The sequence below is a fragment of the Scytonema hankhaensis NUACC26 genome, from assembly GCF_045865695.1.
Classification (GTDB): Bacteria; Cyanobacteriota; Cyanobacteriia; order Cyanobacteriales; family Nostocaceae; genus Scytonema.
Genome location: NZ_BAACAP010000201.1, coordinates 15,691 through 38,405, shown reverse-complemented (window position 1 = coordinate 38,405; position 22,715 = coordinate 15,691). Strand labels below are relative to the sequence as shown.

The following is a 22,715-nucleotide window of genomic DNA, read 5'->3' as shown; positions in this document are numbered from 1 at the left end:
AGGGTGGACTCACCACTTGCTGTAGCCTGTGAAACCCGTCCACCGCAGTGGCTCCCCTTAACAAGGGGGACTTTCAGAGTATTTTCCCCCCTTTTTAAGGGGAGCCAGCGCTGCAGGAGGGTCTCCCGAACTCACAGCGACTGGCGTGGGCTAGGGGGGAGCGATAAGTGCCTAAAATCACAACTAACCACTTTTCAAACAACTTCTAAAGCTTCCAAAAAATAACCATTAACTTTTAATCCTTGCTAATGTAAAACTGTTCATCAAGTCCTTCTCCTGATTCCTCTTGTGATATATTTTCCAATACACCAGCAGTCTTTAGTAAATGTCTAAGTAAACCTACCTTTAAATCTTTATTCCCATGAATTGGAACGGAAATTCGAGAACTAATGCCTGACTTACCGTATATATGATGACTACCTTAAACTCGTATTAATGTCCAACAATTCTGTTCTAAAAGTTTTGCTAACTTTTTCCCAGACATTGAATTCATACAGCTATTTCCATCACTTTAGATTTATCTGTTACCTGTACTGCATCAACATCAACTGATAAACAACCTTCTATAGCTTCATATAAATTTTCTAGTAATTCTTCAAACGTGTCTCCTTGAGTTGCACATCCAGGGAGCGCTGGAACTTCAGCCCAATATCCGCCTTCTTCCGCTTCATGAACAATAACTTTCAATTTCATAGGTCTTTTGCCTTTATGCGCTCAAATTTATTATATAAAGATAAGTATAAAGGATAAAAAATATTTTTCATGCTTGCTTTAAAACATAGATACAGTTTCTCTAAATTTATTGACTTCATACTCAAATATGCCTAAACTCCCTCCCAAAGACTATATTCAGGCTGTTTCTTTTCCTGATGGAATTACCTTACATCCGATTGGTGTAGTTCACTCCCCTTACAAAGAGCGACACGGTACGCCACGTCAAGCCCAACTTCAATGCGCCCCGTCATATTACCAACCAGCAAGAGCACAAATAGAACTTTTCCCTGATATGATACCTCCCATAGCCCTTAAAGATATGGATGGCTTTGAGCGTATTTGGGTAATAGCATGGCTGCATCTCAACAAGCATTGGAATCCTACTGTTATACTGCCACGGGGACCGCGTATTCGCCGAGGGACACTAGCGACTCGCGCCCCCCATCGTCCCAATCCCATTGGCATTAGCGCCCCTAAATTAATTGAAATAAAAGGTTCAGTTCTACACGTTGAGGGAATCGATCTACTCGACCAAACGCCCGTACTCGATATCAAGCCTTACGTCACTTACTGCGATTCTTTTCCAAATGCTAAGTGCGGCTATGTCAATGAAATGGAAAATGCTCAAGAGTATGAAATAGATATCTTCGGAAAAGATAGACCTAGTATATGAGTTTGGGGATTGGGGATTAGGGACTGGGAACTGGGAAGTTAAAGATAGGTTTTCCGAACTAGCAAAACTGATTTGATAGGTCGTTTTACGGAGTTCCCTTCCAGATCGACTTTTCCAAAGAAAGTTTTACCATTGTAATACAGAGAAGAAGAACTCCCACCATCTAAATTCATGGCTTTTTCAGCACCCAAACTTTTCATAAAATCTGCAAGTGCGGGTAAAGATATTCCTGATGGAGAAACTTTTGGCTTTTGAGAAATCATGACCAAAATAATGCTACCGTCATGGGTAATACCTACAGCACTTCTAGCATTCAGTTGAGTGCTACCCAAAGCATCGCGGGATTTCGCTTCATCGACAAAGCCCTCTTGTACCAAGGTTAAATTTGGTAACAGCTTTGGTCCACCTCCTAAAGCATCAACTAACAGACAACCTGTAGGTAGTGGATCGTTGTGAAAAGCAATATCATAACGGGCTATATTATTTGTTTTTGAGTTTTCAGCTAAGGGATTTCCAAGAAATAAATTATTTATCTTGTGGGGTGGGCGTCCTCGCCCGCCCTCTTGAATGAACGGGCTAGAAGCCCGTTCCACAAGAGAAAGGTGGAGATTTTTAAATTGGGAAGTCTTTAAAGACTTGTTACAGATATAACGTCTAAATTCTATCCGGTTAAAAATTTGATTGAGATAGGATTTGAGATCGGGATTTTTTACAAGGCGTTCGTTTTCTCTGGGATTGGCGACTAGCTTGCCTTGTATGATAATATTTGATGTAGTTTTTTGATTATTGGGATCGAAAAAACCACCGTTAACGATCGCGATCGCTTGATTCTTCTGAGCAAATTTTTCGATAGTTTCTAAGTTTTGTGATATTGCGGGTGTGACTAAAAAATTGCTTTGAGAAGGAACAAATATAATATGAGCGTCACTCTGGTTGAGAATGCGCCTTTCATATCTAATAGTATTTTCTGTTAGAGATTTTCTACTTGGTAAATTTGCACTGCCTAAAACAGAGTTTTGTGAGGAACGCCAAACAAAGATTGTTAATACTCCCATACTGGTGAGCATTCCTAAAAACCACCAGATTGTTTTCATAAGTTTTTTAGTAAGAAAGGAGCCATATCTTCAATATTAAGCAAATGTTGAACGGCATTTAAAGATATTGCTTCTTTGACCATACCAAACATGGCATCATTTTGGGCTAGTGTCATACCGCCTGCTTGAGAAATTGTTTGCAAACCTTCTGCTCCATCACTCCCAATCCCAGATAATAACACTCCTGCTGTCGCTTGACCATAGTAGTTAGCGAGGGATTTAAACGTAACTGTAATTGAAGGACAATTTTTCTCTCCCAATAGAGGTTTTGAATAAATAAATGTTCCTTGAGAATTTAATTCTAAGTAATTTTTATCTGATGCGAAATAAACCGTTTCTGGTAATGGAAACTCGCCAAATTCAGCAACTTTAACCCTTAGTGCTGACTCTAAGGACAACCATTTAACCAATCCTGACAAAACACCTTCTCCCATATGCAAGACGCAAATTATAGGTAATGGAAAATCAGACGGAAGTTGGTTGAGAATCTTTTGAATTGTTTGTAAACTTCCGGTAGAACCTCCAAGACCGATAATTTGGATGCGAGAAGTTGACATCAATCTTGTCGAGCCTGTTGTGGAAACAAAACCAGAGGTTATCAGTTCTGTAGAAGCAAGTGGCTTATATTGCCGTTTAGGAATCACTTTCATATTAGAAAGTACTTTTATCTTGGTAATTAAAGCTGCTTTGAGTTTTTCATAATCAGTGGGCGAATTAGTTGCAGGTTTTGGAAAAACATCTACCGCACCAGCTTGTAACAATCGAAAAACATTGTCAATGTCTGTTTTTTGTACGTAATTGCTAATAACTAAAATGGGTCGTGGATTTTCAGACATAACGCGCCGAGTTAATTCCAGACCATCCATATCCTCCATCAGCAAGTCCGTACAAATGACATCAGGTTGAGTTCTAATAATAACTTCCAAACCCTCTTCTCCATTCCGCGCCGTGCCAACCACATCTATTTCTGATGAGGAATTTAGCATTCGTTGAAGAATCTCTAAAGCAATAGGAGAATCTTCAATTAAAACCACTCTCTTTTTTAATGAATACATTGATTAAAACTCCTGTTTAATTTTTAAAATATAGCGGTTTTCACATAAATAAAATACCGATTCATCTGCGTTCGTCTGCGTCGAGGGTGCGGTTCCATAAATTTATATAATTATTATATTAATCTCCTTAAAATATCTAAAAATTCTCCTTGCTCAAACTGTCCTTTAGTAATATAAGCATTTGCCCCCACTCGTTCGCCTTGAATTTTGTCTTGTTCGGTTGCTAATGTTGTGACGAGAATAACAGGTAATTCTTTATATTCTGCTAATTCGCGAATTTTCATAGTAAATTCAAACCCGTCAATCTTTGGCATTTGGACATCTGAAACAACAGCATCGAATTGGTTTTCACTTAGTTTTTCAAAACCATCTTGACCATCTATAGCTACTGTAACTTCATAACCAGCTGTTTCTAAAATCCGTCGCATTTGAGTACGAATAGGAAGTGAATCTTCGACTAACAAAATTCTCTTTTTAATTTGAGCGATTTCTGCTAATTCTCTTACGGTGATGGAAACAACTGTTTTTTTAGCTGATTTAAATAAATCGGTCGGACTTAGAACCATGCAAACTTCCCCAGTCCCTAGAATAGTTGCTCCAGCAATATTACAAACTCGTTTGAGCAAACTACTTTGTGGTTTTAAAACAATTTCTTGTAACTCTACAACGTTATCTACTAGTAAAGCTAAACGTTGGGAACCAAGTTGTAAAATAACGCATGGAATACTTTTTAAAACAGTGGTTAATGCTTGGGTTGAGGCAGGAACTTTTACGGGCAAACCGAGTAAGTCGGCAAGCCAAACAATAGATACGGGTTGTCCTTGGAAGGAAAAAGTCTGACTGCCTTCCACTGCAAAGATTTCTTGAGGAGAAACCAAGAGCATGGTTTCTACAAATTCAATGGGGATAGCATAGGGATTGTGGTTAATTTCTACAATTAAGACATGATTGGTTGCAAGGACGCTATTCATCGTAATGCGAAACAAACAACCCAAACCAGGTGTAAATTCTACAAGTATGTTTCCCTTCAAACGCTCAACGTTTGCACGTACAATATCTAAACCAACTCCTCTACCAGAAATTTCTGTGACTGAAGTGCGGGTGGAGAATCCCGGTGCAAAAATCAATGACTGAATTTCAGCGACGGACATTCTCAAGAGTTCTTCTTCAGCGCATATGCCTCGACGCAGTGCAGCTTGTTTAATGGCTTCGACATCCAAACCACGCCCATCGTCTGAAACTTCTATCGTTACAGTGTTACCAATTTGCGTAGCCCGAATCAGGATTGTGGCTGTAGGAAGTTTACCAGCTTGTTGCCGTTCTAAAGGCGTTTCAATACCATGATCGATCGCATTGCGAAGGAGGTGTAACAGGGGATCTTTCATCTCTTCTAAAATTCGCTTGTCTACAGAAGTTTCTCCTCCCTCAATTTTGAGATTGACTTCTTTGCCTTGCTGCTTGGCTAAGTCCCTGATGGTACGAGGAAAAAGATTAAAAATTCCTGACAACGGTACAAGTCGGACAGATGTGACGCCTGAGTTGAGTTCGTCAGATACTGTTTCAAGCCTGCTGTTTGAGTCTATGGTTTTATTTTTAAGGTTGTTTAAATTAGTTCCTAATTGCTTGAGGCGGTTTTCTAATAAATCGTAAAATTCGAGGAGCGATCGCTGTTTTGTCTCTGGTACGTCTTGTAGTAAATCTTGAAATAATCTACGACTTGCAAAAATTTGTTGATTTAAATCTTCCCATAAGGCGATAATTTCTTCTAAATCGGTAAGTTGGTTGACAATTTGACCTTTGGTGACAACTAATTCACCCACATAAGTTAATAGTTTATCGAGTCTTTCAGATGCAACACGAATTGTGTCAATTCGGTCATCAATAAGTTCTGTTGGTTCATTGGGATGGATTGTCTCTGTGGAGACTAGAGGTTGTTCCACTCTAGTATGAGTCGGAGTGGTATTTTGGGAATCGGGTATGATGTTTTGAGTTTCCAACTGTGTATCGTTAGACTCAACTGTCATCAGTTGGGCAAGAACGTGAAAGACGCTGACTCCTGATGGTTGTCCGGTAATGGCTTCATGGGCAATTTTACGGACGGCATCTATCCCTTGGTAAAGGCAATCAAATAACTGAGGTGTTAAGAGTTGTTCGCCTCGCTTGACAGTTCCCAAAATTTCTTCCATTTCATGGGTGAGTGTTTCTACATCTTTTACTCCTAACATCCGAGAATCCCCTTTGAGGGAATGCATTTCTCGAAGTAGTCCCTCAAGTTTGGTATTGTCTTGGGGATTTTTCTCTAAATGTAGCAAGGCTGCTTCAATGTTTTGTATGTGTTCTGCACTCGCTTCTTTGTAGAGCGATCGCAACTCTTCATCTTCTATCATCATAAGTAGATCGTCACAAATAAAGCTAACTAGTCAAGACCGTCATTGGTCAAGTGTCATTTGTCACTGGTTACTGGTTACTGGTCACTGGTCACTGGTCACTGGTCACTGTTAAAGTACAGCCTGAAGATTTTGAGCAGCTTCGTTAAGTTCTTCGGTAGCCACTTTCACTTGAGTAATGCCTATGGCTGTTTCTTCTGCTCCTACGTTGACGGCGTTGATAGCAGCAACAACTTGTTGTACTGTAATTGCTTGCTGTTTGGCTGTTTGGGTAATTTGTTGAGTGTTGAGGAACACGTTATTAACAGCATCAGCAATACTTGTGAAAACGTCTCCCGTTTCCGCTACGAGCTTAATTCCTTGTGTTGCTTTTTTTGTGCCTTCATCAGTCACCATAATTGTGGAGTTTATCGCAGCTTGAACTTCATTAACTAGATTATTAATACGGTCTGCTGACTTTTTACTTTGGTCGGCGAGTTTGCGAATTTCACCTGCTACAACGGCAAAACCTTTTCCTTGGTCTCCAGCACGTGCTGCTTCTACCCCAGCGTTAAGAGCCAGCATATTTGTTTGGTTTGCCAAGTCCGCCACCAGATCGGAAACGTTGGAGATTTGAGATGTTTGCTCGCTTAAGCGGACAATTTGGTTAGCGATGGCAGTTACTTGGTCTCGTAGTTCTGCAATCCCTTCTACTGTTAAACCAACTGTTTTTGTCCCTCCTTCAGCAAGAGTTAAGGCTTGTTTTGCTCTTTGGGCTGATATTTCTGCTTGTTCGGCAGATTGAAGCGCAGACACTCCCAATTCCTGCATTGTGTTAGTTGTTTGACCAACAGAAGCAGATTGCTCAAAAATAATTTGCTCTTGTTGGTTAACAGTAGAAGTAATATCTTTTACAGAAGATGAAACTGAGTCGGAGGCTTCTTGGATTGCCTTAACAATAGTAGACGCAAGGATATAAGCAATAACTAATGAGATAATAACCGTGATGAATGTTCCTAATCCAGCAACAATTTGTACAATAGTTGCCGATTGTTTAACATCTTGAAGTAACAAGGTAGTAATTCTTTCTTGCTCTCGTTCAAATTCCGAGCGCAAATTCTCAACTTGTTGTACTAAAGTTCTACTTTTTCCCTGTTGAAATATTTTGAGTGCTTCATCTTTCTTGCCAGATTCGATTAACCTCACAATTTCCTGAGAAGATTGCTCGATTTGCTCTCCAAGTTGGCGCATCTGTGTTACTCTTTCTTTTTGTCGTGGAGTCACAGAAATTTTATCAACTGATGTAACAGCGCTTTTATATTCAGCCAATCCTTCTTTATAGGATGCGCTCACTGTTTCCGGGCGATCGTTAAATATCAACCAATCGCGCACGGTTCTTTCAACTGTTGAAATACTTAATGTTAATTGAGATGTTTCTTTATCAGCATTTTTAGCTTCTTGTACTTTTTGAAAAGATATATCTAAATTTCTATAGTTTAAGAAAGCCAAGCCGTTCAGTAACATCAATAATAGTAGTGGGAAGGAGTATCCCAAGATAATTCTTTCTCTCAGTTTAATTTTGGCAAACATAATTATGTATCCTTAGTAAGAAGAGGGATTGGGGAACTCGGGGCTCCCTCCTTGTTGAGGGGCAATGGGAATTGGGGAACTCGGGGCTCCCTCCTTGTTGAGGGGCAATGGGGATTAGGGATTGGGTATTTATTTCCTAATCGCCAGTCCCCAATCGCCGAGCTAAATTTGTTCGTTCACTATTAAACCTCCTTCTGTTAAGATTTTAGGTAAGTCTAAAACACAAAGAAATTTCTCTCTAAAAGGAGTAATTCCTCGAAGATACTGCATGCTGTCATCAAGCGAAGTTACGCTCGCTGGCATCATCTCATTTTGTTTGACAGAAACGACTTCTAATACTTTATCCACTGGAAAGCCAGCTAGAATATCATTGACTTGGAATACAACAGCTTTAGAACCAAAGTTGATGGGGTCGAGCGGAAGATTCAAAACATTGCGAATATCGACTAAGGTAATAATCTGTCCTCTCAAATTCATATTGCCGATAATATGCTTTGGACAGCAAGGAATGGGTTTTAAATTTTGAATATTGGCGAACTCTCGTACTAGTTCTAAATCCAAACCGAAATATTCATCTCCAAAGCCAATGACTGCAAGAGAAGTATTTTCTATTTCAGTCTCTGATGCAACTGCTATGTCTTGAAGCTCTAACGCTCGCTGCTGGAAAATAGTTCTTTCTTCTAAAGTTGTATCTGGGCAATATAGCTCGTAAAAACTTGGTGTTTGTTTTTCCTTAATTCCAAAATCTTTCTCATGATAATTTTGTTTTTTAAAAGAGGGTTTTCTCTCTTCTAATTCACTTTCTAAATCCCAAAGAAGAGTTAATAAAGAATCTGGATCGCGTATCAATTTTTGAGAATTGATTAACCAAACGGTTTCTGACTCTACCTGGATAACTCCATTTATAAAGAAAATATCATTAACAGATAAATCTTCCTGTGATGATATTGTTTCAAGGAGAGCGTCATCTAGTTCGATCATTTCTAAAATTTCGTGAACCACTATGCCAATTTGTAAGTTTTCCCACTGTGTGATAATGATATAATCGCTTACATGGCAATCTTTTAAGGAAGAACCTAAAAGTAAATCGAGATGTAATACTGGAATGAGTTGTTCTTTTGAGTAAAAAACTCCGATAATATCGGCGTTTGTGTCAGCAACAGGTATAAGTTGTGGAAGGGGAAAAATTTCTTGAATAAATTCTGCTTCAATACCGTATAGTGAATCGTGCAGGCGAAATGCTAAATATTTATTATTCTGATTCATAAACAATACCGCTCAGTATAATAGACATCTCTGGAAAAGATGTAAGGGCGCAACGCCTTGCGCCCCTACCAAAACTTTCTGGTAATGCATAATTAATTTCTGGAGATGTCTAATGAAAATAGTAAATATTTTTAGAAAATACATATCTATTGAATTGCTAAAGTTAATCTTGATTGACCTTTTAAAAAATTTGTCTTGCTGTGGTTTGACTCTGAAATTCTAAAGCCCGAAAACGCAACTCGCGTAAATTAGCTTCAGTTTGCTTTTTTTCTTCTACATATTTATCCACAATTTTCAGTAAAGCTTCTGGTTCAAATGGTTTTGTTAAATAATGGGTAGTGCCTGCAATCTGACCTCGAAGTTTATCAGAAAACTTATCTCGTGCCGTTACCATAACAATAGGTAATTTTTTGAATTTGGGAATACTGCGGACTGTACGGCAAAACTCTAAACCATCAACTTCTGGCATGGTCACGTCCAATAGCAATAGCATAATTGGATGGGTATTCAAGAGTTTTAAAGCTTCTACAGCATTGTTTGCAGAGAAAACTTGGTAGTCTTTCACCAAAGCTCTTTTTATAAGAGCCTGTACGACTGGGCTGTCGTCAACGCTCAAAACAATTGGAAGTTCTGGCTCTATGGGAATAGGAACGTATGGGGTTACAGCTTGAGGTTGAGATGGTGTTGGAAACGTGTTTTCCCTTATAGAGAGCAAATTCGAGGTTGACCATATTTTGTAGTACTGGGCTAGTTCTAGTGGATCTTGGTTTAATTCTTCGGCAATGTCTATGAGCGATCGCCTACCATTTACCCTCTCCAGTAATTGTTGCTGTTTGCTATTTTCGATAATGGCTCGCCAACGACCGGATAAAATTTGAGGGATAACCTCCATACTTGGGACGATGGGAGCTAGAGCATCCCATTTTTTCTGGCGATCGCTAACCTCTTGAAGGAGTATATCCCAGTTCAAGCTGTGACTATCAAGCCCATACTTGAGGTCAATTTGCACTGTATTATTTACCCGCAATTGTCCGGGAAATGAAAAAGTTTGCTCCAAGACTTGTGCGACTTGAGTGCGGACGTGTGTTTCAATCTCCTCCCACTTGAACACTCGTATCCGAACGATATGTTCTAACAGTTCTCGAAAAGACGATGGATTTTTTAGCTTTTGTGCGGCGTATCTGATAGCTGTATCCGCCCAGCTACTGCTACACTTTCCACCAAATTGTCGGGCAAACTCTTGATTGCTCGGGATTTTTACTCCGCCGTAAATAATTTCACCGTTGTCTAAAACTAAAACACGTGTTCTGGGTTGTCGATCCGGATCGACGAATGCGCCAATCTCAACTGAGCCACTCGTACCCTCACATCGCAACTCTTCCAGCAGATTCTGTAATTGCCCTTCTTGATATTGTATTTTTTTTAACATTGCCGCAACTAAATTAAAAGGTATATATTTTAACAAATATTGTTAGATTAATACTTATTACGCTCTGCTGTTGTGAAGAACCTGCCCGAGCGATAAGCTGGGTACAGCTGCGCTTCGCGGCCGCACAAATCTTGCGACAATGCCAGATATCTGAAGTGGAGTACAAGACATAAACCGATACCTACCAATCTTATGGGGATATGCTTAGCTTTACTAGAGAAATATATGGTAGATACACTGAACTCAAATTAATATTTATTGTAACAATTGAGACACACCCATTCTGTGTTTCTTAACAAAGGCTTACTTAGGAGCGATCGTTTTTCTATATTCTTAATCATAAAGAGCAGTTACGCATAAAACTAATTGCTCTTATCTCGCATATCCAAAGTTACCAGACAAAATGCCAAAAAGCAAGGACAAGCTCCACGTGCTTTTGCAAAGCTCACACATCACGGCTTGTTTATTAAATTTTTCTGAACTCAGTACAGTACATTACTACGTATGTTTTTTGACAAAAATTTTTTAGTTATGGAAAAGCCGATACAGCGATCTAATCTTTCAACCATAGTTTTACCATTAATTGAAGTAAAGACCGAAACCCAACTTCTTCCCAAACCTTATAGCTTGAATTTCAAATATATAAAATAATAATCATTCTAATTTTTAAACTCGTGTTAAAACTGATGTTTACATTGAAAAATATCTAAATACACTATTACAAAAAAATTTACAAGTCATAAATTTAACATTTTTCAACAATCTTGAGTTAGTTTTTTTCTTTAAATTATTTATTACCTTGGATAGTTGAGCGCTATAAAATTCCCTCAAAAACTCATGTTTAGCTTGATTTTAAGCTGTTAAAAAGTTAGACCTAAGTTCAAAAAAGTCATGAAATTTTAACATGGTAGTATAAATATTTAGTTTAGTTGTAACTTTTAAAACTTATATGATTAACGTATCTAATATCTTTTAAAATTTATCGAAAGTTAACTGATGGTAAGCCATAAAGCGAGTAAAAAGCGGAAAAAACTCAATTTTAAGGAAATTTAGTCGAAAAAAAAGTGAAAATAGCCTTCTTTTCTTCCATTCTTCAATACCTAAAGAAGCTCTTTTTACTGAAACATTTTAGACGATGTAAAATTTATATATTTTTTTTATAAATATTTCAGTAGAATTGCTACTACACTTTTTTATTTTTTATTAAAAAATAAATAACTAAAGAGAAATTTTTCTGAAAAACTAAAAATAAATTCCAATCTTAAGAAATGCAAGTATTTTGTACCAAAAAAGTGGAATGTATTAGCATCAAATTATGTGTGTTGCAATTTAGATTTAAATTTTGATGCTTAGCAAGATTTTCTTTGAGCACTGAATCATAAATCGGGAAGTAAAAAAACATTGTTAGAACTTATCTGATTGAAATTACAAAGAAATCAGTGGAGTAAATTTTTATGATGTTAACAAACGAAGTTCTTGTTTCTAAGACAAATAAGTGTGGTTTGGATGTTTTTGAAGTTTCAAAATTTAATCTCGATCGTGTCACACTAAAGATTAGTAAAGTTATAGAAATGTCTGAACAAGAACAATACAGAATGTTTGAAATATTTAACAAATTTAAGTTTGTTATATTGGAATGCGAACCAGTGCTTGAACCTCAAAAGAATTTATTAGCTTTAAAGAAGTTTTTTGGTTCGATTAAGAGACATAAACGTTCTGATAAAAATGGTATCGTCCAAGTTACAAATACAATCAATATTCTTGACAAGAGCGCTCAAATTTCAGCAACTAATCAAATGCATCCGATACATACGGATGGTTCATTCGATATAGACCCTCCTAAAATTGTTGCTATGCAATGTGAAATACCTTCTACTAAGGGCGGTTTATCACAAATTGTTTATGCTGAATTTGTCTACGAATATTTAAGAAACAATTACCCACAGTATTTACAGAACTTGTTCCTTTACCCTTTAACTATCACAAGAGGTGGCGAAACGGCTACAAGAACAGTGTTTATCAAACATGAGGGTAGAATATTGATGACTTTTAGAGCAGATTCAGTAATTTCAATTAATATCCCGCTAGAAATTCAAGAAGCTTATCAAATTATTAAAAATTATATTGTGGAGCCTAAAAATCAATTAATTTTTAAACTAGAAAAAAATCAAATAATTTTATTAGATAACTTCAGTATACTACATGGGAGAACAGCTTTTCCAGAAAATGAAGGTCGGAAACTAAATAGAATTTGGTTTGATGGTATTTCCGCTTATAGTCATGCCTTTAAATTGGGCTTCGTTTCTTAGTAAAAACAATAAAGAGAATGATGTAAAATTCTGATTTTTCTTTTTCATCAAAACGTTAAATTCATTAAGGGTGCTATGTTTGACGTTAACAATTATTTCATTATTTTTGTTCTCACAATCATTTTCTTCCTTTTAAGTTATTTAGGCGCTACAGTAGGTCTCATTCTTGGTGATATTCGATTACCTTTACTTATCTATGCCTTACAATCAACTACTAATACAATAGGTATTGCAACAGGTACGAATCTAGCTACTTCTGCTATGGGGGCATTTGCTAGCACTTATTGTCATATTAAGGAAGGACGTGTCGATTTTAGGTTGCTTTGTGCAATTGGTATCCCTTCAGGCCTGGGTGCATTTATCGGTATGATTGTCTTTGCTCATGTCAATACGGATTGGATGAAAATTGTTATAGGAATTTTACTTGTTTACTCAGGTTTTCAAATAGTAAATGCAAAAAAAGCTATTCAAGGCGAATATCAGCGTGCTTATTGGAAAAAGTTACTATTTGAAATATTAATTGGAGTAGCTCTGGGGGTATTATCAGGTGCTGTAGGTTTGATGCTTGGTAGCATAAGACTACCTGCAATGATTCAAGTTCTAGGTGTTGAGCCAAAAGAAGCAGTGGGAACAAATGTTGCTCTTAACTTTATCACTGCTAGTATTGGAGCTATTACTAGTGTATTCACTTTAAAATCTTATTCACTATTTCATTTGCCACTTATTGTATCGCTAATGATAGCTACACTGGTAGGTTCCTATTTGGGAGCACAGTCTCTTAAAAAAATTAACACTTCAACACTCTGTAAGATACTTGCTTGGGTTTTAAGTGGAACAGGAACATTCATGATATTGGAAAATTTACACTCATTTAGTTAAAAAATAGCAATTACCACTTTCGTGAGGTACGAGATATTGAAGTAACCGCAGTTGAACTTGGATGGACGCAGATGTAGATAAATGTGTATCTCAGCAGACGAGGAAACCCTATATATAATTTTGATGTTACTTAATGGAGATCGGAAAGTGAATAACTTAAAAACAGTTTTTCATATTGCAATTCCTTGTAGAGATTTGGAGGAAGCTGAAGATTTTTATATAAAAAAATTACAATGCAAATTAGGTCGTAAATACTCAGATAGAATAACTTTAAACTTTTTTGATACTCAGTTAGTATGTCATCTTTATCCTGAAAAAATAGATTCCAACCCACAAATATATCCAAGACATTTTGGTGTAATTTTTAATAATCAGGATGATTTTTCTCACGTAATAAATTTAGCCAAGCAACAAAATATCGAGTTTATTCAAGAAACTGTACATAAGCGTCAAGGCGAAGCGGCAGAACAATTGACATTTTATTTGAAAGATCCATCTAATAATATAATTCAATTTAAACTTTTCTTAAATTCAGAAATGGTTTATTAGAAATAAACTAAGACGTCAAGTTGTGAGTTACGACAAAAAAATTCCTAAAAATAAAGCAGCACAGCAATACATTCGGTTAAAGTTTTGTTTGTCAGCAAAATTTCCCGATATGTTCCATGCTAAAATTTTATAAAGATTCTTAAGCAAAATTTTCTTATTCGAGCATGATTAAATAATTAGTTCGTATTCGATCTCTATTTTTTCAGCATCGCAATTTTCAAGGATTAAATTCTTGTTCCTTCCTTATCATATCTAAGGAAGGAATGCGATTCTGCTATGAATATGTATTTTACTTATACCAGAGGTTTAGGTAGTTTAATTCCTGCTATCAATGCCCGATCCATCTGTAAATGCAAACAAGCTGCTTGAAACCCTGCTTCATGTAAAAAAGTGAGAAGCTCTTCAAGTGTAGCAGGATAATCTGCTTTTTGTGGTAATCGCTCATGGACATAATATTTTCCACTCCATCCACTTTTCATCTTAGAGTTTTCCTCTAAATATTCCCACAGAGCAGTGTAAAGATGAGATAGATGTGTTGTATTTATAGTTATCCGATCTGAAAGTAAAAAGATGCCCTTCTCTTCAAGAATTTGATAAAGATATTTAAAGACTTCCAACTTTTTCTGATGTGAAATATGGTGTAATGCTTGAACACTAACAGCAATTTGATATTTCTTCCGAGGTAAAACAAGTTTTTCTAGATTTGTGAAATCATGTTGAATTAACACACATTGCTCTAAAAAAGAACGCAATCGAATCTCTGCTAGTTCAAGCATTGCAGGAGAATAATCAACACCAACAATGTTAGCATTAGGTCTTTGGTCGAAGATTGTTGCTTCAAATTGCCCTGAACCAATACCTAAGTCAAGAATAGTGTTTGCTGCTTGGTATTCTTTTAATATAATGGATAACATAATATCCAAGTGTTTTGTTCGTGCGTGATTTCCTTCAAATGCAGTTTCATCCCATTGTTTAGCAAAGTCTTTATTGAACCACTCATCTGTAATAGATCTTGATTGGTTTGGCATAATGGCAGCGATTCCAATATTACATTTATTACTGATTTTTCTACTTTATTATAGTACTCCCATAATGATAAACGAAAAGGTTAATTTAGCTTGAGTTTGAGCTTATTTACAAAACTAAACATGGTTGTGTTTTTTAACGCCCACCTACTTACTGAAATTAAGAACATTAACGTCAAGGTATGTGGCGGAAATGATTGATGCTACTGGACTATCTCAGAAAGGTAATACCAAATTCATGTCATTTTCTCAACGTATAGACACAAGTCCTGCTTTTTCAACAAATTGCTGACCTTCTTTAGACAGTAAGATTTTACTGTAAGCTTCGCCAGCTAGCTGATCGATTGTACCATCTAAACGAAAGACAATAAACATACGTCGGTTGATAGGGTAAGAACCATTTCTTATTGCAACAGTATTAACCTTCTCTCTATCTTCTACGTATGGTTGTACATATTCTTGAGAATTACCTTTAGCAATGGCAAGGGGTCTAATTGTTTGTTGATTTCTAATTAATGCACTTGCTCCAAAGGAAATACTGCCAGGAGTTACTGAAACCTTCCGAATAGCGTCAGTGTAATCTCTGACAAATCTTGTCTTATCACTTAATTGATCGACTTCTTCCCCTAGAAGTAGGGTCAAGATGTTAGCAGCTTTAGGGTCTCTAGCAAAAAGTATAATTGGCAGATTGGGTCCTCCTACTTCCTTCCAGTTGATCACTTTACCCTTATATATGTCTTGAAGCTGTTTAATTGAAAGCCCAGGAATAGTGATATCTGAATGGGTAAAAAAGACGAGTGCATCAAGTGCTACTGGTACTTGCTTTAACTGAAAACCTCGTTCTTGAGCCTTTTTATAATCAGTATCTTCAAGAGATGCTCCATTTAGAGTAAAGCTTAGTTGACCATCAAGCACCATAGCTACACCTTTTGTACCACCAGATTTACCATCTTTTGATTCAGTGTAGCGAAGTTTAAAATTTGGGTGAGATGCGGCAATAGCTTCATGTAAGCCTTGAGCGACCAAAGCAGCAAAAGTATTTCCACCACCATAATTAAATGTACCTTCTGGGATGTTCAATACATCTCTAATAGAATTAGACAGTGTAATATTAGAAAAACTCTCATTAGAAGCGTTAATTTCAGGATTACCGGAATTGTTTAACTTGTTGATAGTAATAAACAAAGAAAAAATTAACCAACTTAGGAACAAAAATAGTAATCCAAAGGTAGAGCGAACTATCCAAGGTGTTAATAGTAAGTCTTGAACAGACGTTGATTTAGATGTAGTAGTTTCCTTCTTGTCTATCAAAGGAACAATATTCAGAGGCTTACCACATCTTTGACAGAGTTTAGCTTCAACAGGATTTTTCTCATAACCACAATGGTTACAAAGATTATTCTTTCGATCGTTCAATTTCCTAGAATTCATTTTATTTTCTCTTTGTATTTTTTTACTTTGGTGTTGCAACCAGGTAATTTTTATATTGTAAAATTTTTTCTTAAAAAGAAAACGTTGTACGAAGCGTTCCTACATAAATCGTGTTGTTGTCATTATTATGTTCTGGATTAAAAATGACTAATATACCTGGAGTAATGCTTATATTGTCATTGATTTGCAAACGATAGAGTGCTTCTAGATGATAAGAAGTGTTGGGGTCTTCAATCACGTCACTATCCGTTACCTTAGGTGGTTGACCAAAGACAATTCCAAGGAAACTTCCTTCTTTACCCAAATCCTTTAGAGCGACTGCACCAGCCCAGTACAAAATATTTGCATTAGAACCCTCAAAAGGTCCGGCTTTGGCTTGTGCAGTTGTATACCCTATCCAGCCTGAAATTTCAAACTTCGCGCTAGGTCGAAAAAACGCCTCGAAGCCATAGTTATCAGCTATTGTTGCAAAGTTACCAAATGGACGAGTTGCATTCAAACTACCAGTAGAACTAAGAAGGTTAACACCACCTTCACTATTAAAGTAACTGCGTACATAAGTTAATCCTATATTGAAAGCATTGCTGGGGCGAAAAGTAATCTGACCAATAGCTGCGTAGGAACCATTAAAAAGACCGCGACCCAAATCAGGGTTACTAGCTTGTGGTGATAGTAAGCCTAGCGAGGCATTGACCGATGAATTAGGTCTAAATGTGAGTGTTACTCCTGCTGAGTTATCAGCAATTCGGTAGATCGGGCTTAACGATCCATAGCGAGATATAGCACCAGTACCATTGGATTGTAAGGTGGGATTAAAGGTGTAAATACTATCTAAAAATTCAGTTTGGGCTGCAGCAATATTCACACGCAGTGTATTGCCTACGTAAAACTGATAGTATAAGTCATCAATTCTAAAGGTATTGTCTTCATTACCATCAAACCCGAAACGAGTCATGTTTGTTCCTGTTGTACTTGTAGAATACAGGGTAATATTCCGCGCTTGCAACCTAACTCGCAAACGGTCATTGCCAAAGAAGCTAGCATCAAAGTTCAACCGCACTTGGTCAGCAAAGACGGTATTACCTGCTACATCTTTATCTAAATTGGCAAAATTACCAGCACCATAAGAGTTAAGCAATGCTTGAGCTTGTGCGGTGTTAAAACCTGTTAAAGTCGCTATGCGGTTAACAACTTGAGTTTGGTTTGCCAAGTTAACGCCATTAAAGTCATCGCGATCGAACCCGTAAGGAAAGGCTCTGTCATCTCCAAAAGCCTCAGCCACGTTGAATATAGCTTCTCCTGTCAATTTTGTAGTGGTGGAAAACTGATTTACTTCCAATTCGGCTGTGCGGGCTTCCACTGCATCTACACGACCGCGCAAAGTAGCCAATTCTGCTGCAAATTCTTCTTGCAAGCGTTGTAAAGTTGCTAAATCTTCCCTTTTAACCAAGTCAGCAGTTGCTGTCGCAATCAGTTCGTTCACCCTATCCAAGCAAGCATTCAACCCTGCTGCAAATTCATAACGAGTCAGAGCACGATTTCCGCGATAGGTTCCATTAGGATAGCCAGCAATACAACCATACCGTTCTACTAGAGATTGCAATGCTTGGAATGCCCAGTCTGTCGGTTGTACGTCAGAAAATTGAGATACTGATGTGACTTGGCTTAGGCTGTCAGACTCTTGAGACAACTGCTCGACAGATGTTATTCGTTTACCAATTTCATCCGCTAAAGTCTCATCAACAGCACAAAATATAGCAGCAAATACTACTGTAGTGACTTTGAGAAGTTTCCAAAGTGTTTTTGTCGTCATTATTGATCTCACTCACACCTTAATAGTCGAAAATAGCTCGTAAACGGAAGTTTTAGCACCAGTTTTACCCCACTTACCCCACCCTAACCCTCCCCTTTACAAGGGGAGGGAACTGGAAATTTAGTTTCCCCCCTTTACAAGGGAACTGGAAATCTAGTTTCCCCCCAATACATCGGGGGGACTAAGGGGGGTAAAAAGGTCAGGCTTAATTTACACAGCTCACATATAAGCGTGTATAGGAATGGTATGATGCTAGAACCCTGTTTTACTTAAATTTCTTTTGTAGTTAAGTAGAATAGACCTTTGTTTAATAGAAGCAATGCAATACGGCTTTAGTCGTTAAGGGAAGCTTATCGCTCAATACACCCGTGTCTCATTTTTTGATTATCATTGTTGCTTTGAGATTATATTGTAAAAAAATTGTTAATCACAAAAGCTTCTTACGGATATCTCGCAAATTCAAATTACCAAAGAAATCCTCAAAAAGCAAGTTTCTCCGTATAACTCCTGAAAACTTTCAACAATAACTAAACAATCTTCATATTTAAAATGTTGGGTTTCGTTCCTTATAATTCGATTAAATGTTGGGTTTCGTTCCTCAACCCAACCTACTTATACTGAAACCATAGGGAACCCGATCGCGTCAAAATAAAGAGAAATATGATTGTGGACTCGATCGCTTGAAAACACGCTCTCATTACTGGCATCTCTTACCATATATCCGACCCCAATGGCAAACGCTCCTCAAAGGATTTGTTGGCATTTTAGGATACGTACTGGTAACCCTAGCACTGATCTCGCTTGTCAAGGAATTGTCCAATGCCTTTGGCAAAGGAAACGTTATTACAATCGCCGAAATTTTGGGCATCTTAGGTGGCGTGTTTCTTGTGAGGGGCTTTTTTCAGTCCGTACAAGATATCTACATGGCAAAAGCTGCTCTGAGAGTTGCTTTTCATCTCCGCAAGCAAGTTTATACCCATCTTCAAAAGTTAAATTTTAGCTACTTTGAAACAGCAAAAGCAGGCGACTTATCTTATCGACTCACTGAAGATATAGATCGGGTTGGAGAAGTCGTACACAAACTTTTTCACGATTTTATTCCCTGCGCCTTGCAGTTGGTAGCCATTCCCATATACATGATTTACCTCAACTGGCAACTTACCCTAACTACAGTCATTGTTGCACCGTTGATGGGTCTTTTGATTGGGTGGTTTGGCGAACGGTTGCGATTATTCTCCCTCAAAAGCCAAAGCCGTGTTTCCGATTTGTCATCTATACTAACAGAAGTTTTTAGCGGTATCCGAATAGTACAAGCTTTTGCAGCCGAAGATTATGAGATTGCTCGGTTTAGTCGCGAAGCCGAACGTGCTTTAAAAGCAAAATACTCTACCGAACAACTCAAAGCCATTCAAATTCCTATTGTCGGTTTTTTACAAGCAGTGAGTTTTTTACTGCTTTTATTGTTTGCCGCATGGCAGATCGCTCGCGGTAACCTAACGGTAGCCGAATTTTTTAGTTTTTTAGCAGCAGCAGCCTCCTTAATAGATCCCATCAGTCACACAACCAATAATTACAACGAGTTTAAACAAGGTGAAGCATCAGTTGACCGTGTTTTTGAGATCTTGGCTATTCAACCAACGGTGGTAGAAAAACCAGATGCTATTTTACTTCCGACTGTTACCGGAAAGGTAGAATATCGTCACGTGTCTTTTGCCTATAAATCTGGGGAACCCGTATTAAAAGATATTAGTTTACTAGCAATGCCAGGAGAAGCCATTGCCCTAGTCGGTGCTTCTGGAGCAGGTAAAACAACTTTTGTCAACCTTTTACCTCGCTTCTACGATCCGATCGCGGGTCAAATCTTAATTGACGGCGTTGATATCCGAGATGTGACACTGCATAGTTTGCGGCGACAGATTGGTATTGTTCCTCAAGAAACTATCATGTTTTCAGGAACGATTGCTCAAAATATCGCTTTTGGGCAAGATTCATTTGATATGGAAGCTGTTGAGAAAGCAGCTAAAATTGCCAATGCTCATAAATTCATCACTCAATTACCAGATGGTTACTACACCTGGGTTGGGGAACGAGGTGTCAATTTATCAGGCGGACAACGACAAAGAATTGCGATCGCACGTGCAGTCCTTCTCAATCCCAGAATACTCATTTTAGATGAAGCGACATCCGCCTTAGATTCTGAATCAGAAGCTTTGGTACAAGAAGCATTAGAAAGACTTATGGAGGGGCGCACTGTATTTATTATAGCTCATCGCTTGAGTACAGTCCGACGGTGCGATCGCATTTTAGTTCTCGAACGAGGACAAATTGTAGAGTCAGGAACTCACGAGGAATTGTTGGCGTTGGAAAATCGCTATGCACAGTTTTATTCACAGCAATTTAGTGTGAAATCATGTTGAATTTTAGATGACTGTATACACACAAGTAAGTAAGTCGGCGAGAAAAAACTAAATAGGACTTACGCATTGACAAAAATAGTAATCAATGCCTTTAAACAGTGCCAGCACTAGTTAAATTATTTACAATATACTCACGTACAACATTTGTGAATAAGTTTCTTTGTACCTCATACCAACTAGAAATCATTTCCTCACAGCGCACTAAAGAAAAGAACCTTGTTGTCAAAGTTAATTTAGAGCAAGCTGGTGCTTAATGGGTTGTTGGTAAGAATGAGTTGTCCTTAATAGGTAGGCATCGTTACAAGCGCTCGCCTCCACTCTACCACCATAAAAATCTAAATCCTCACTTGCAAATGGTAGAAACTCTTGTAACTGTGGACACCGAGATTGAAACTGGTAAGCCCAAAGGTTGACGGCTTGCCCACCGACAACAATAGCATCTAACAAGCGTGCTTGTAAGATGACAAAAACATCATGTAGATCGACAGGAGTCAGTATCTTCGCCATAGTGAGTAGGAATGCTTTCTTCCCATACATGGGTACTAGGGTCAAATTTCCAGTACTGAGGTTGTAGTATTTGATTTGCCAGCTTTTGTGCTTCATCTGGCGGCATTGCTAAAAGCCGCATTCTCGCCTCTATTTTTTCTTGTGCTAGTCGTTCACTTTCAGTAGAGCTAACTATAATGTCATCATTTACCTCATTTAGATTTGAGGTTAGGGGAATAATTTGATTTTCTGGTGACTGCATTGTTATCAAACTCTGTATTGATAAACTAAGTTATTGAAAATATTTTTTTAGTCTTGTCACATTTTCAAGTACACTTTATGCACTCTCATATATTGTTTCCTAAAAATAATTTATACTTATATTAACACGAATTGGTTACAAATTCCATGCTAATTAACTAGCTCGTACAGCCTCGAACCTCCCTGGAAAGTAATGTCAAGTAAGCAGTTTAGAGATTCCATCAGAAGGACTAGTAACAAGCCATAAAACAACACCTTGAAAAGGCTACCTCGCTTCTACGATCCGAACTCAGGTCAAATCTTAATAGATGGTGTTGATATCAGAGATGTGACACTGCATAGCTGGCGGCGACAGATTGGTATTGTTCCTCAAGAAACTATCATGTTTTCAGGAACGAGCGCTCAAAATATCGCTTTTGGGCAAGATTCATTTGATATGGAAGCTGTTGAGAAAGCAGCTAAAATTGCCAACGCTCATAAATTCATTACTCAATTATCAGATGGTTACTACACCTGGGTTGGGGAACGAGGTGTCAATTTATCAGGCGGACAACGACAAAGAATTGCGATCGCACGTGCAGTCCTTCTCAATCCCAGAATACTCATTTTAGATGAAGCGACATCCGCCTTAGATTCTGAATCAGAAGCTTTGGTACAAGAAGCATTAGAAAGACTTATGGAGGGGCGCACTGTATTTATTATAGCTCATCGCTTGAGTACAGTCTGACGGTGCGATCGCATTTTAGTTCTCGAACGAGGACAAATTGTAGAGTCAGGAACTCACGAGGAATTGTTGGCGTTGGAAAATCGCTATGCACAGTTTTATTCACAGCAGTTCAGCAAGCCCTAATTTAGATTTATCATTAAATCTTGCTTGTTACACTGAAAAAACCAAAACGCATACACTTTCAAAGACTATGAAATTTAACGTGACCCTCGATCGTGACGAAGATGGTGTTTGGATTATAGAATGTCCCAGTATACCTGGTTGTGTTAGTCAGGGACAGACAAAAGAAAAAGCTCTAGAAAATATAAAGGATGCGATAGCAGCTTGCTTACAAGTACGTGCAGAACTTGGTTTACCACTGACCATTGAGACTCATCAAGTTGAGGTTGTAGCATAGGTATGTCATCTGCACTTCCCGTTTTAAGCGGTCGTCAAGTAGTTCGCATTTTTGAGAAATTTGGTTGGCAAGTAGTGCGACAAACTGGAAGCCACATGATTATGGTTAAGGACGGTGAAATTGTCACCTTATCTATACCTGACCATAATGAGGTAGCAAAAGGGACTTTGCGTAGTCTTATTCGCACTGCTGGACTTACTGTAAAAGAATTTGTATCTGCTGCTTAAGTCCTTA

20 protein-coding genes and 1 pseudogene are annotated in these 22,715 nt (G+C 37.8%); 8 read left to right on the top strand and 13 right to left on the bottom strand.

Annotated features, from left to right (window positions below):
- Positions 1-235 precede the first annotated feature (235 nt).
- Positions 236-409 (bottom strand): type II toxin-antitoxin system HicA family toxin, encoded by a 174-nt coding sequence (locus ACKTT2_RS23285; RefSeq protein WP_407890969.1) that lies wholly within the window; start codon positions 407-409, stop codon positions 236-238.
- A gap of 80 nt (positions 410-489) precedes the next feature.
- Positions 490-693, bottom strand: coding sequence for a type II toxin-antitoxin system HicB family antitoxin (locus ACKTT2_RS23280; RefSeq protein ID WP_407890919.1), 204 nt, complete (start codon positions 691-693; stop codon positions 490-492).
- A gap of 127 nt (positions 694-820) precedes the next feature.
- Here ACKTT2_RS23280 and tsaA point away from each other — a divergent pair, with 127 nt between their 5' ends.
- Positions 821-1,387: a tRNA (N6-threonylcarbamoyladenosine(37)-N6)-methyltransferase TrmO gene (gene tsaA / locus ACKTT2_RS23275; RefSeq protein ID WP_407890917.1), complete on the top strand. Its 567-nt coding sequence runs from the start codon at positions 821-823 to the stop codon at positions 1,385-1,387.
- 38 nt (positions 1,388-1,425) lie between these two features.
- Here tsaA and ACKTT2_RS23270 read toward each other — a convergent pair whose 3' ends face one another.
- The 6 genes from ACKTT2_RS23270 to ACKTT2_RS23245 form a co-directional block, all read right to left on the bottom strand.
- Positions 1,426-2,481, bottom strand: coding sequence for a phosphodiester glycosidase family protein (locus ACKTT2_RS23270; RefSeq protein ID WP_407890915.1), 1,056 nt, complete (start codon positions 2,479-2,481; stop codon positions 1,426-1,428).
- Positions 2,478-3,536 (bottom strand): chemotaxis protein CheB, encoded by a 1,059-nt coding sequence (locus ACKTT2_RS23265; RefSeq protein ID WP_407890913.1) that lies wholly within the window; start codon positions 3,534-3,536, stop codon positions 2,478-2,480. Before ACKTT2_RS23265 ends, ACKTT2_RS23270 begins: the two co-directional genes overlap by 4 nt.
- A 113-nt stretch (positions 3,537-3,649) precedes the next feature.
- The gene (locus tag ACKTT2_RS23260) at positions 3,650-5,926 is read right to left on the bottom strand and encodes a hybrid sensor histidine kinase/response regulator (protein WP_407890911.1); all 2,277 of its coding nucleotides are present in this window, start codon (positions 5,924-5,926) and stop codon (positions 3,650-3,652) included.
- 108 nt (positions 5,927-6,034) lie between these two features.
- Complete coding sequence (locus tag ACKTT2_RS23255; protein ID WP_407890909.1) at positions 6,035-7,492, bottom strand: methyl-accepting chemotaxis protein; 1,458 nt, start codon at positions 7,490-7,492, stop codon at positions 6,035-6,037.
- Between the two features lie 162 nt (positions 7,493-7,654).
- Entirely contained in the window at positions 7,655-8,758 is a 1,104-nt protein-coding gene (locus tag ACKTT2_RS23250; protein ID WP_407890907.1) for a chemotaxis protein CheW, read from the bottom strand.
- 181 nt (positions 8,759-8,939) lie between these two features.
- On the bottom strand, positions 8,940-10,187 hold the full coding sequence (locus tag ACKTT2_RS23245) for a response regulator (protein WP_407890905.1): 1,248 nt from the start codon (positions 10,185-10,187) through the stop codon (positions 8,940-8,942).
- A 1,454-nt stretch (positions 10,188-11,641) separates the two neighbouring features.
- Here ACKTT2_RS23245 and ACKTT2_RS23240 point away from each other — a divergent pair.
- The 3 genes from ACKTT2_RS23240 (at position 11,642) to ACKTT2_RS23230 (ending at position 13,924) form a co-directional block, all read left to right on the top strand.
- Positions 11,642-12,496, top strand: a complete 855-nt coding sequence (locus tag ACKTT2_RS23240; protein WP_407890903.1) for a TauD/TfdA family dioxygenase — start codon at positions 11,642-11,644, stop codon at positions 12,494-12,496.
- A 75-nt stretch (positions 12,497-12,571) separates the two neighbouring features.
- Positions 12,572-13,375, top strand: a complete 804-nt coding sequence (locus ACKTT2_RS23235) for a sulfite exporter TauE/SafE family protein (protein ID WP_407890901.1) — start codon at positions 12,572-12,574, stop codon at positions 13,373-13,375.
- A 147-nt stretch (positions 13,376-13,522) separates the two neighbouring features.
- On the top strand, positions 13,523-13,924 hold the full coding sequence (locus tag ACKTT2_RS23230) for a VOC family protein (protein ID WP_407890899.1): 402 nt from the start codon (positions 13,523-13,525) through the stop codon (positions 13,922-13,924).
- A gap of 293 nt (positions 13,925-14,217) precedes the next feature.
- Here ACKTT2_RS23230 and ACKTT2_RS23225 read toward each other — a convergent pair whose 3' ends face one another.
- From ACKTT2_RS23225 to ACKTT2_RS23215, 3 genes are all read right to left on the bottom strand, one after another.
- A complete protein-coding gene (locus tag ACKTT2_RS23225; protein ID WP_407890897.1) occupies positions 14,218-14,952 on the bottom strand; it encodes a class I SAM-dependent methyltransferase in 735 nt (244 codons plus the stop codon).
- A gap of 246 nt (positions 14,953-15,198) precedes the next feature.
- Entirely contained in the window at positions 15,199-16,419 is a 1,221-nt protein-coding gene (locus tag ACKTT2_RS23220) for a PstS family phosphate ABC transporter substrate-binding protein (protein WP_407890895.1), read from the bottom strand.
- Between the two features lie 31 nt (positions 16,420-16,450).
- Positions 16,451-18,193 (bottom strand): iron uptake porin, encoded by a 1,743-nt coding sequence (locus tag ACKTT2_RS23215; protein ID WP_407890893.1) that lies wholly within the window; start codon positions 18,191-18,193, stop codon positions 16,451-16,453.
- Between the two features lie 680 nt (positions 18,194-18,873).
- On the opposite strand from ACKTT2_RS23215, the gene ACKTT2_RS23210 reads away from it, so the two are divergent.
- Positions 18,874-20,610, top strand: coding sequence for an ABC transporter ATP-binding protein (locus ACKTT2_RS23210; protein WP_407890891.1), 1,737 nt, complete (start codon positions 18,874-18,876; stop codon positions 20,608-20,610).
- A 228-nt stretch (positions 20,611-20,838) separates the two neighbouring features.
- Here the strand turns inward: ACKTT2_RS23210 and ACKTT2_RS23205 are convergent, their stop codons facing one another.
- Entirely contained in the window at positions 20,839-21,117 is a 279-nt protein-coding gene (locus ACKTT2_RS23205; protein WP_407890889.1) for a hypothetical protein, read from the bottom strand.
- Positions 21,083-21,358, bottom strand: coding sequence for a hypothetical protein (locus tag ACKTT2_RS23200; RefSeq protein WP_407890887.1), 276 nt, complete (start codon positions 21,356-21,358; stop codon positions 21,083-21,085). Before ACKTT2_RS23200 ends, ACKTT2_RS23205 begins: the two co-directional genes overlap by 35 nt.
- A 264-nt stretch (positions 21,359-21,622) precedes the next feature.
- Between ACKTT2_RS23200 and ACKTT2_RS23195 the strand changes: the two are divergent.
- The 3 genes and pseudogenes from ACKTT2_RS23195 to ACKTT2_RS23185 form a co-directional block, all read left to right on the top strand.
- Positions 21,623-22,207: pseudogene (locus tag ACKTT2_RS23195) on the top strand (ABC transporter ATP-binding protein); the annotation flags it as partial.
- Positions 22,208-22,274: 67 nt separating this feature from the next.
- Positions 22,275-22,481, top strand: coding sequence for a type II toxin-antitoxin system HicB family antitoxin (locus tag ACKTT2_RS23190; protein ID WP_407890885.1), 207 nt, complete (start codon positions 22,275-22,277; stop codon positions 22,479-22,481).
- 2 nt (positions 22,482-22,483) lie between these two features.
- Positions 22,484-22,708, top strand: a complete 225-nt coding sequence (locus ACKTT2_RS23185) for a type II toxin-antitoxin system HicA family toxin (RefSeq protein ID WP_407890883.1) — start codon at positions 22,484-22,486, stop codon at positions 22,706-22,708.
- Positions 22,709-22,715 lie beyond the last annotated feature (7 nt).

What these genes read in the sequence shown, in the direction of transcription:
- ACKTT2_RS23280 (WP_407890919.1), bottom strand. Translation starts at nt 693, where the DNA reads ATGAAATTGAAAGTTATTGTTCATGAAGCGGAAGAAGGCGGATATTGG.
- tsaA (WP_407890917.1), top strand. Translation starts at nt 821, where the DNA reads ATGCCTAAACTCCCTCCCAAAGACTATATTCAGGCTGTTTCTTTTCCT.
- ACKTT2_RS23270 (WP_407890915.1), bottom strand. Translation starts at nt 2,481, where the DNA reads ATGAAAACAATCTGGTGGTTTTTAGGAATGCTCACCAGTATGGGAGTA.
- ACKTT2_RS23265 (WP_407890913.1), bottom strand. Translation starts at nt 3,536, where the DNA reads ATGTATTCATTAAAAAAGAGAGTGGTTTTAATTGAAGATTCTCCTATT.
- ACKTT2_RS23260 (WP_407890911.1), bottom strand. Translation starts at nt 5,926, where the DNA reads ATGATGATAGAAGATGAAGAGTTGCGATCGCTCTACAAAGAAGCGAGT.
- ACKTT2_RS23255 (WP_407890909.1), bottom strand. Translation starts at nt 7,492, where the DNA reads ATGTTTGCCAAAATTAAACTGAGAGAAAGAATTATCTTGGGATACTCC.
- ACKTT2_RS23250 (WP_407890907.1), bottom strand. Translation starts at nt 8,758, where the DNA reads ATGAATCAGAATAATAAATATTTAGCATTTCGCCTGCACGATTCACTA.
- ACKTT2_RS23245 (WP_407890905.1), bottom strand. Translation starts at nt 10,187, where the DNA reads ATGTTAAAAAAAATACAATATCAAGAAGGGCAATTACAGAATCTGCTG.
- ACKTT2_RS23240 (WP_407890903.1), top strand. Translation starts at nt 11,642, where the DNA reads ATGATGTTAACAAACGAAGTTCTTGTTTCTAAGACAAATAAGTGTGGT.
- ACKTT2_RS23235 (WP_407890901.1), top strand. Translation starts at nt 12,572, where the DNA reads ATGTTTGACGTTAACAATTATTTCATTATTTTTGTTCTCACAATCATT.
- ACKTT2_RS23225 (WP_407890897.1), bottom strand. Translation starts at nt 14,952, where the DNA reads ATGCCAAACCAATCAAGATCTATTACAGATGAGTGGTTCAATAAAGAC.
- ACKTT2_RS23215 (WP_407890893.1), bottom strand. Translation starts at nt 18,193, where the DNA reads ATGACGACAAAAACACTTTGGAAACTTCTCAAAGTCACTACAGTAGTA.
- ACKTT2_RS23205 (WP_407890889.1), bottom strand. Translation starts at nt 21,117, where the DNA reads ATGGCGAAGATACTGACTCCTGTCGATCTACATGATGTTTTTGTCATC.
- ACKTT2_RS23200 (WP_407890887.1), bottom strand. Translation starts at nt 21,358, where the DNA reads ATGCAGTCACCAGAAAATCAAATTATTCCCCTAACCTCAAATCTAAAT.
- ACKTT2_RS23190 (WP_407890885.1), top strand. Translation starts at nt 22,275, where the DNA reads ATGAAATTTAACGTGACCCTCGATCGTGACGAAGATGGTGTTTGGATT.
- ACKTT2_RS23185 (WP_407890883.1), top strand. Translation starts at nt 22,484, where the DNA reads ATGTCATCTGCACTTCCCGTTTTAAGCGGTCGTCAAGTAGTTCGCATT.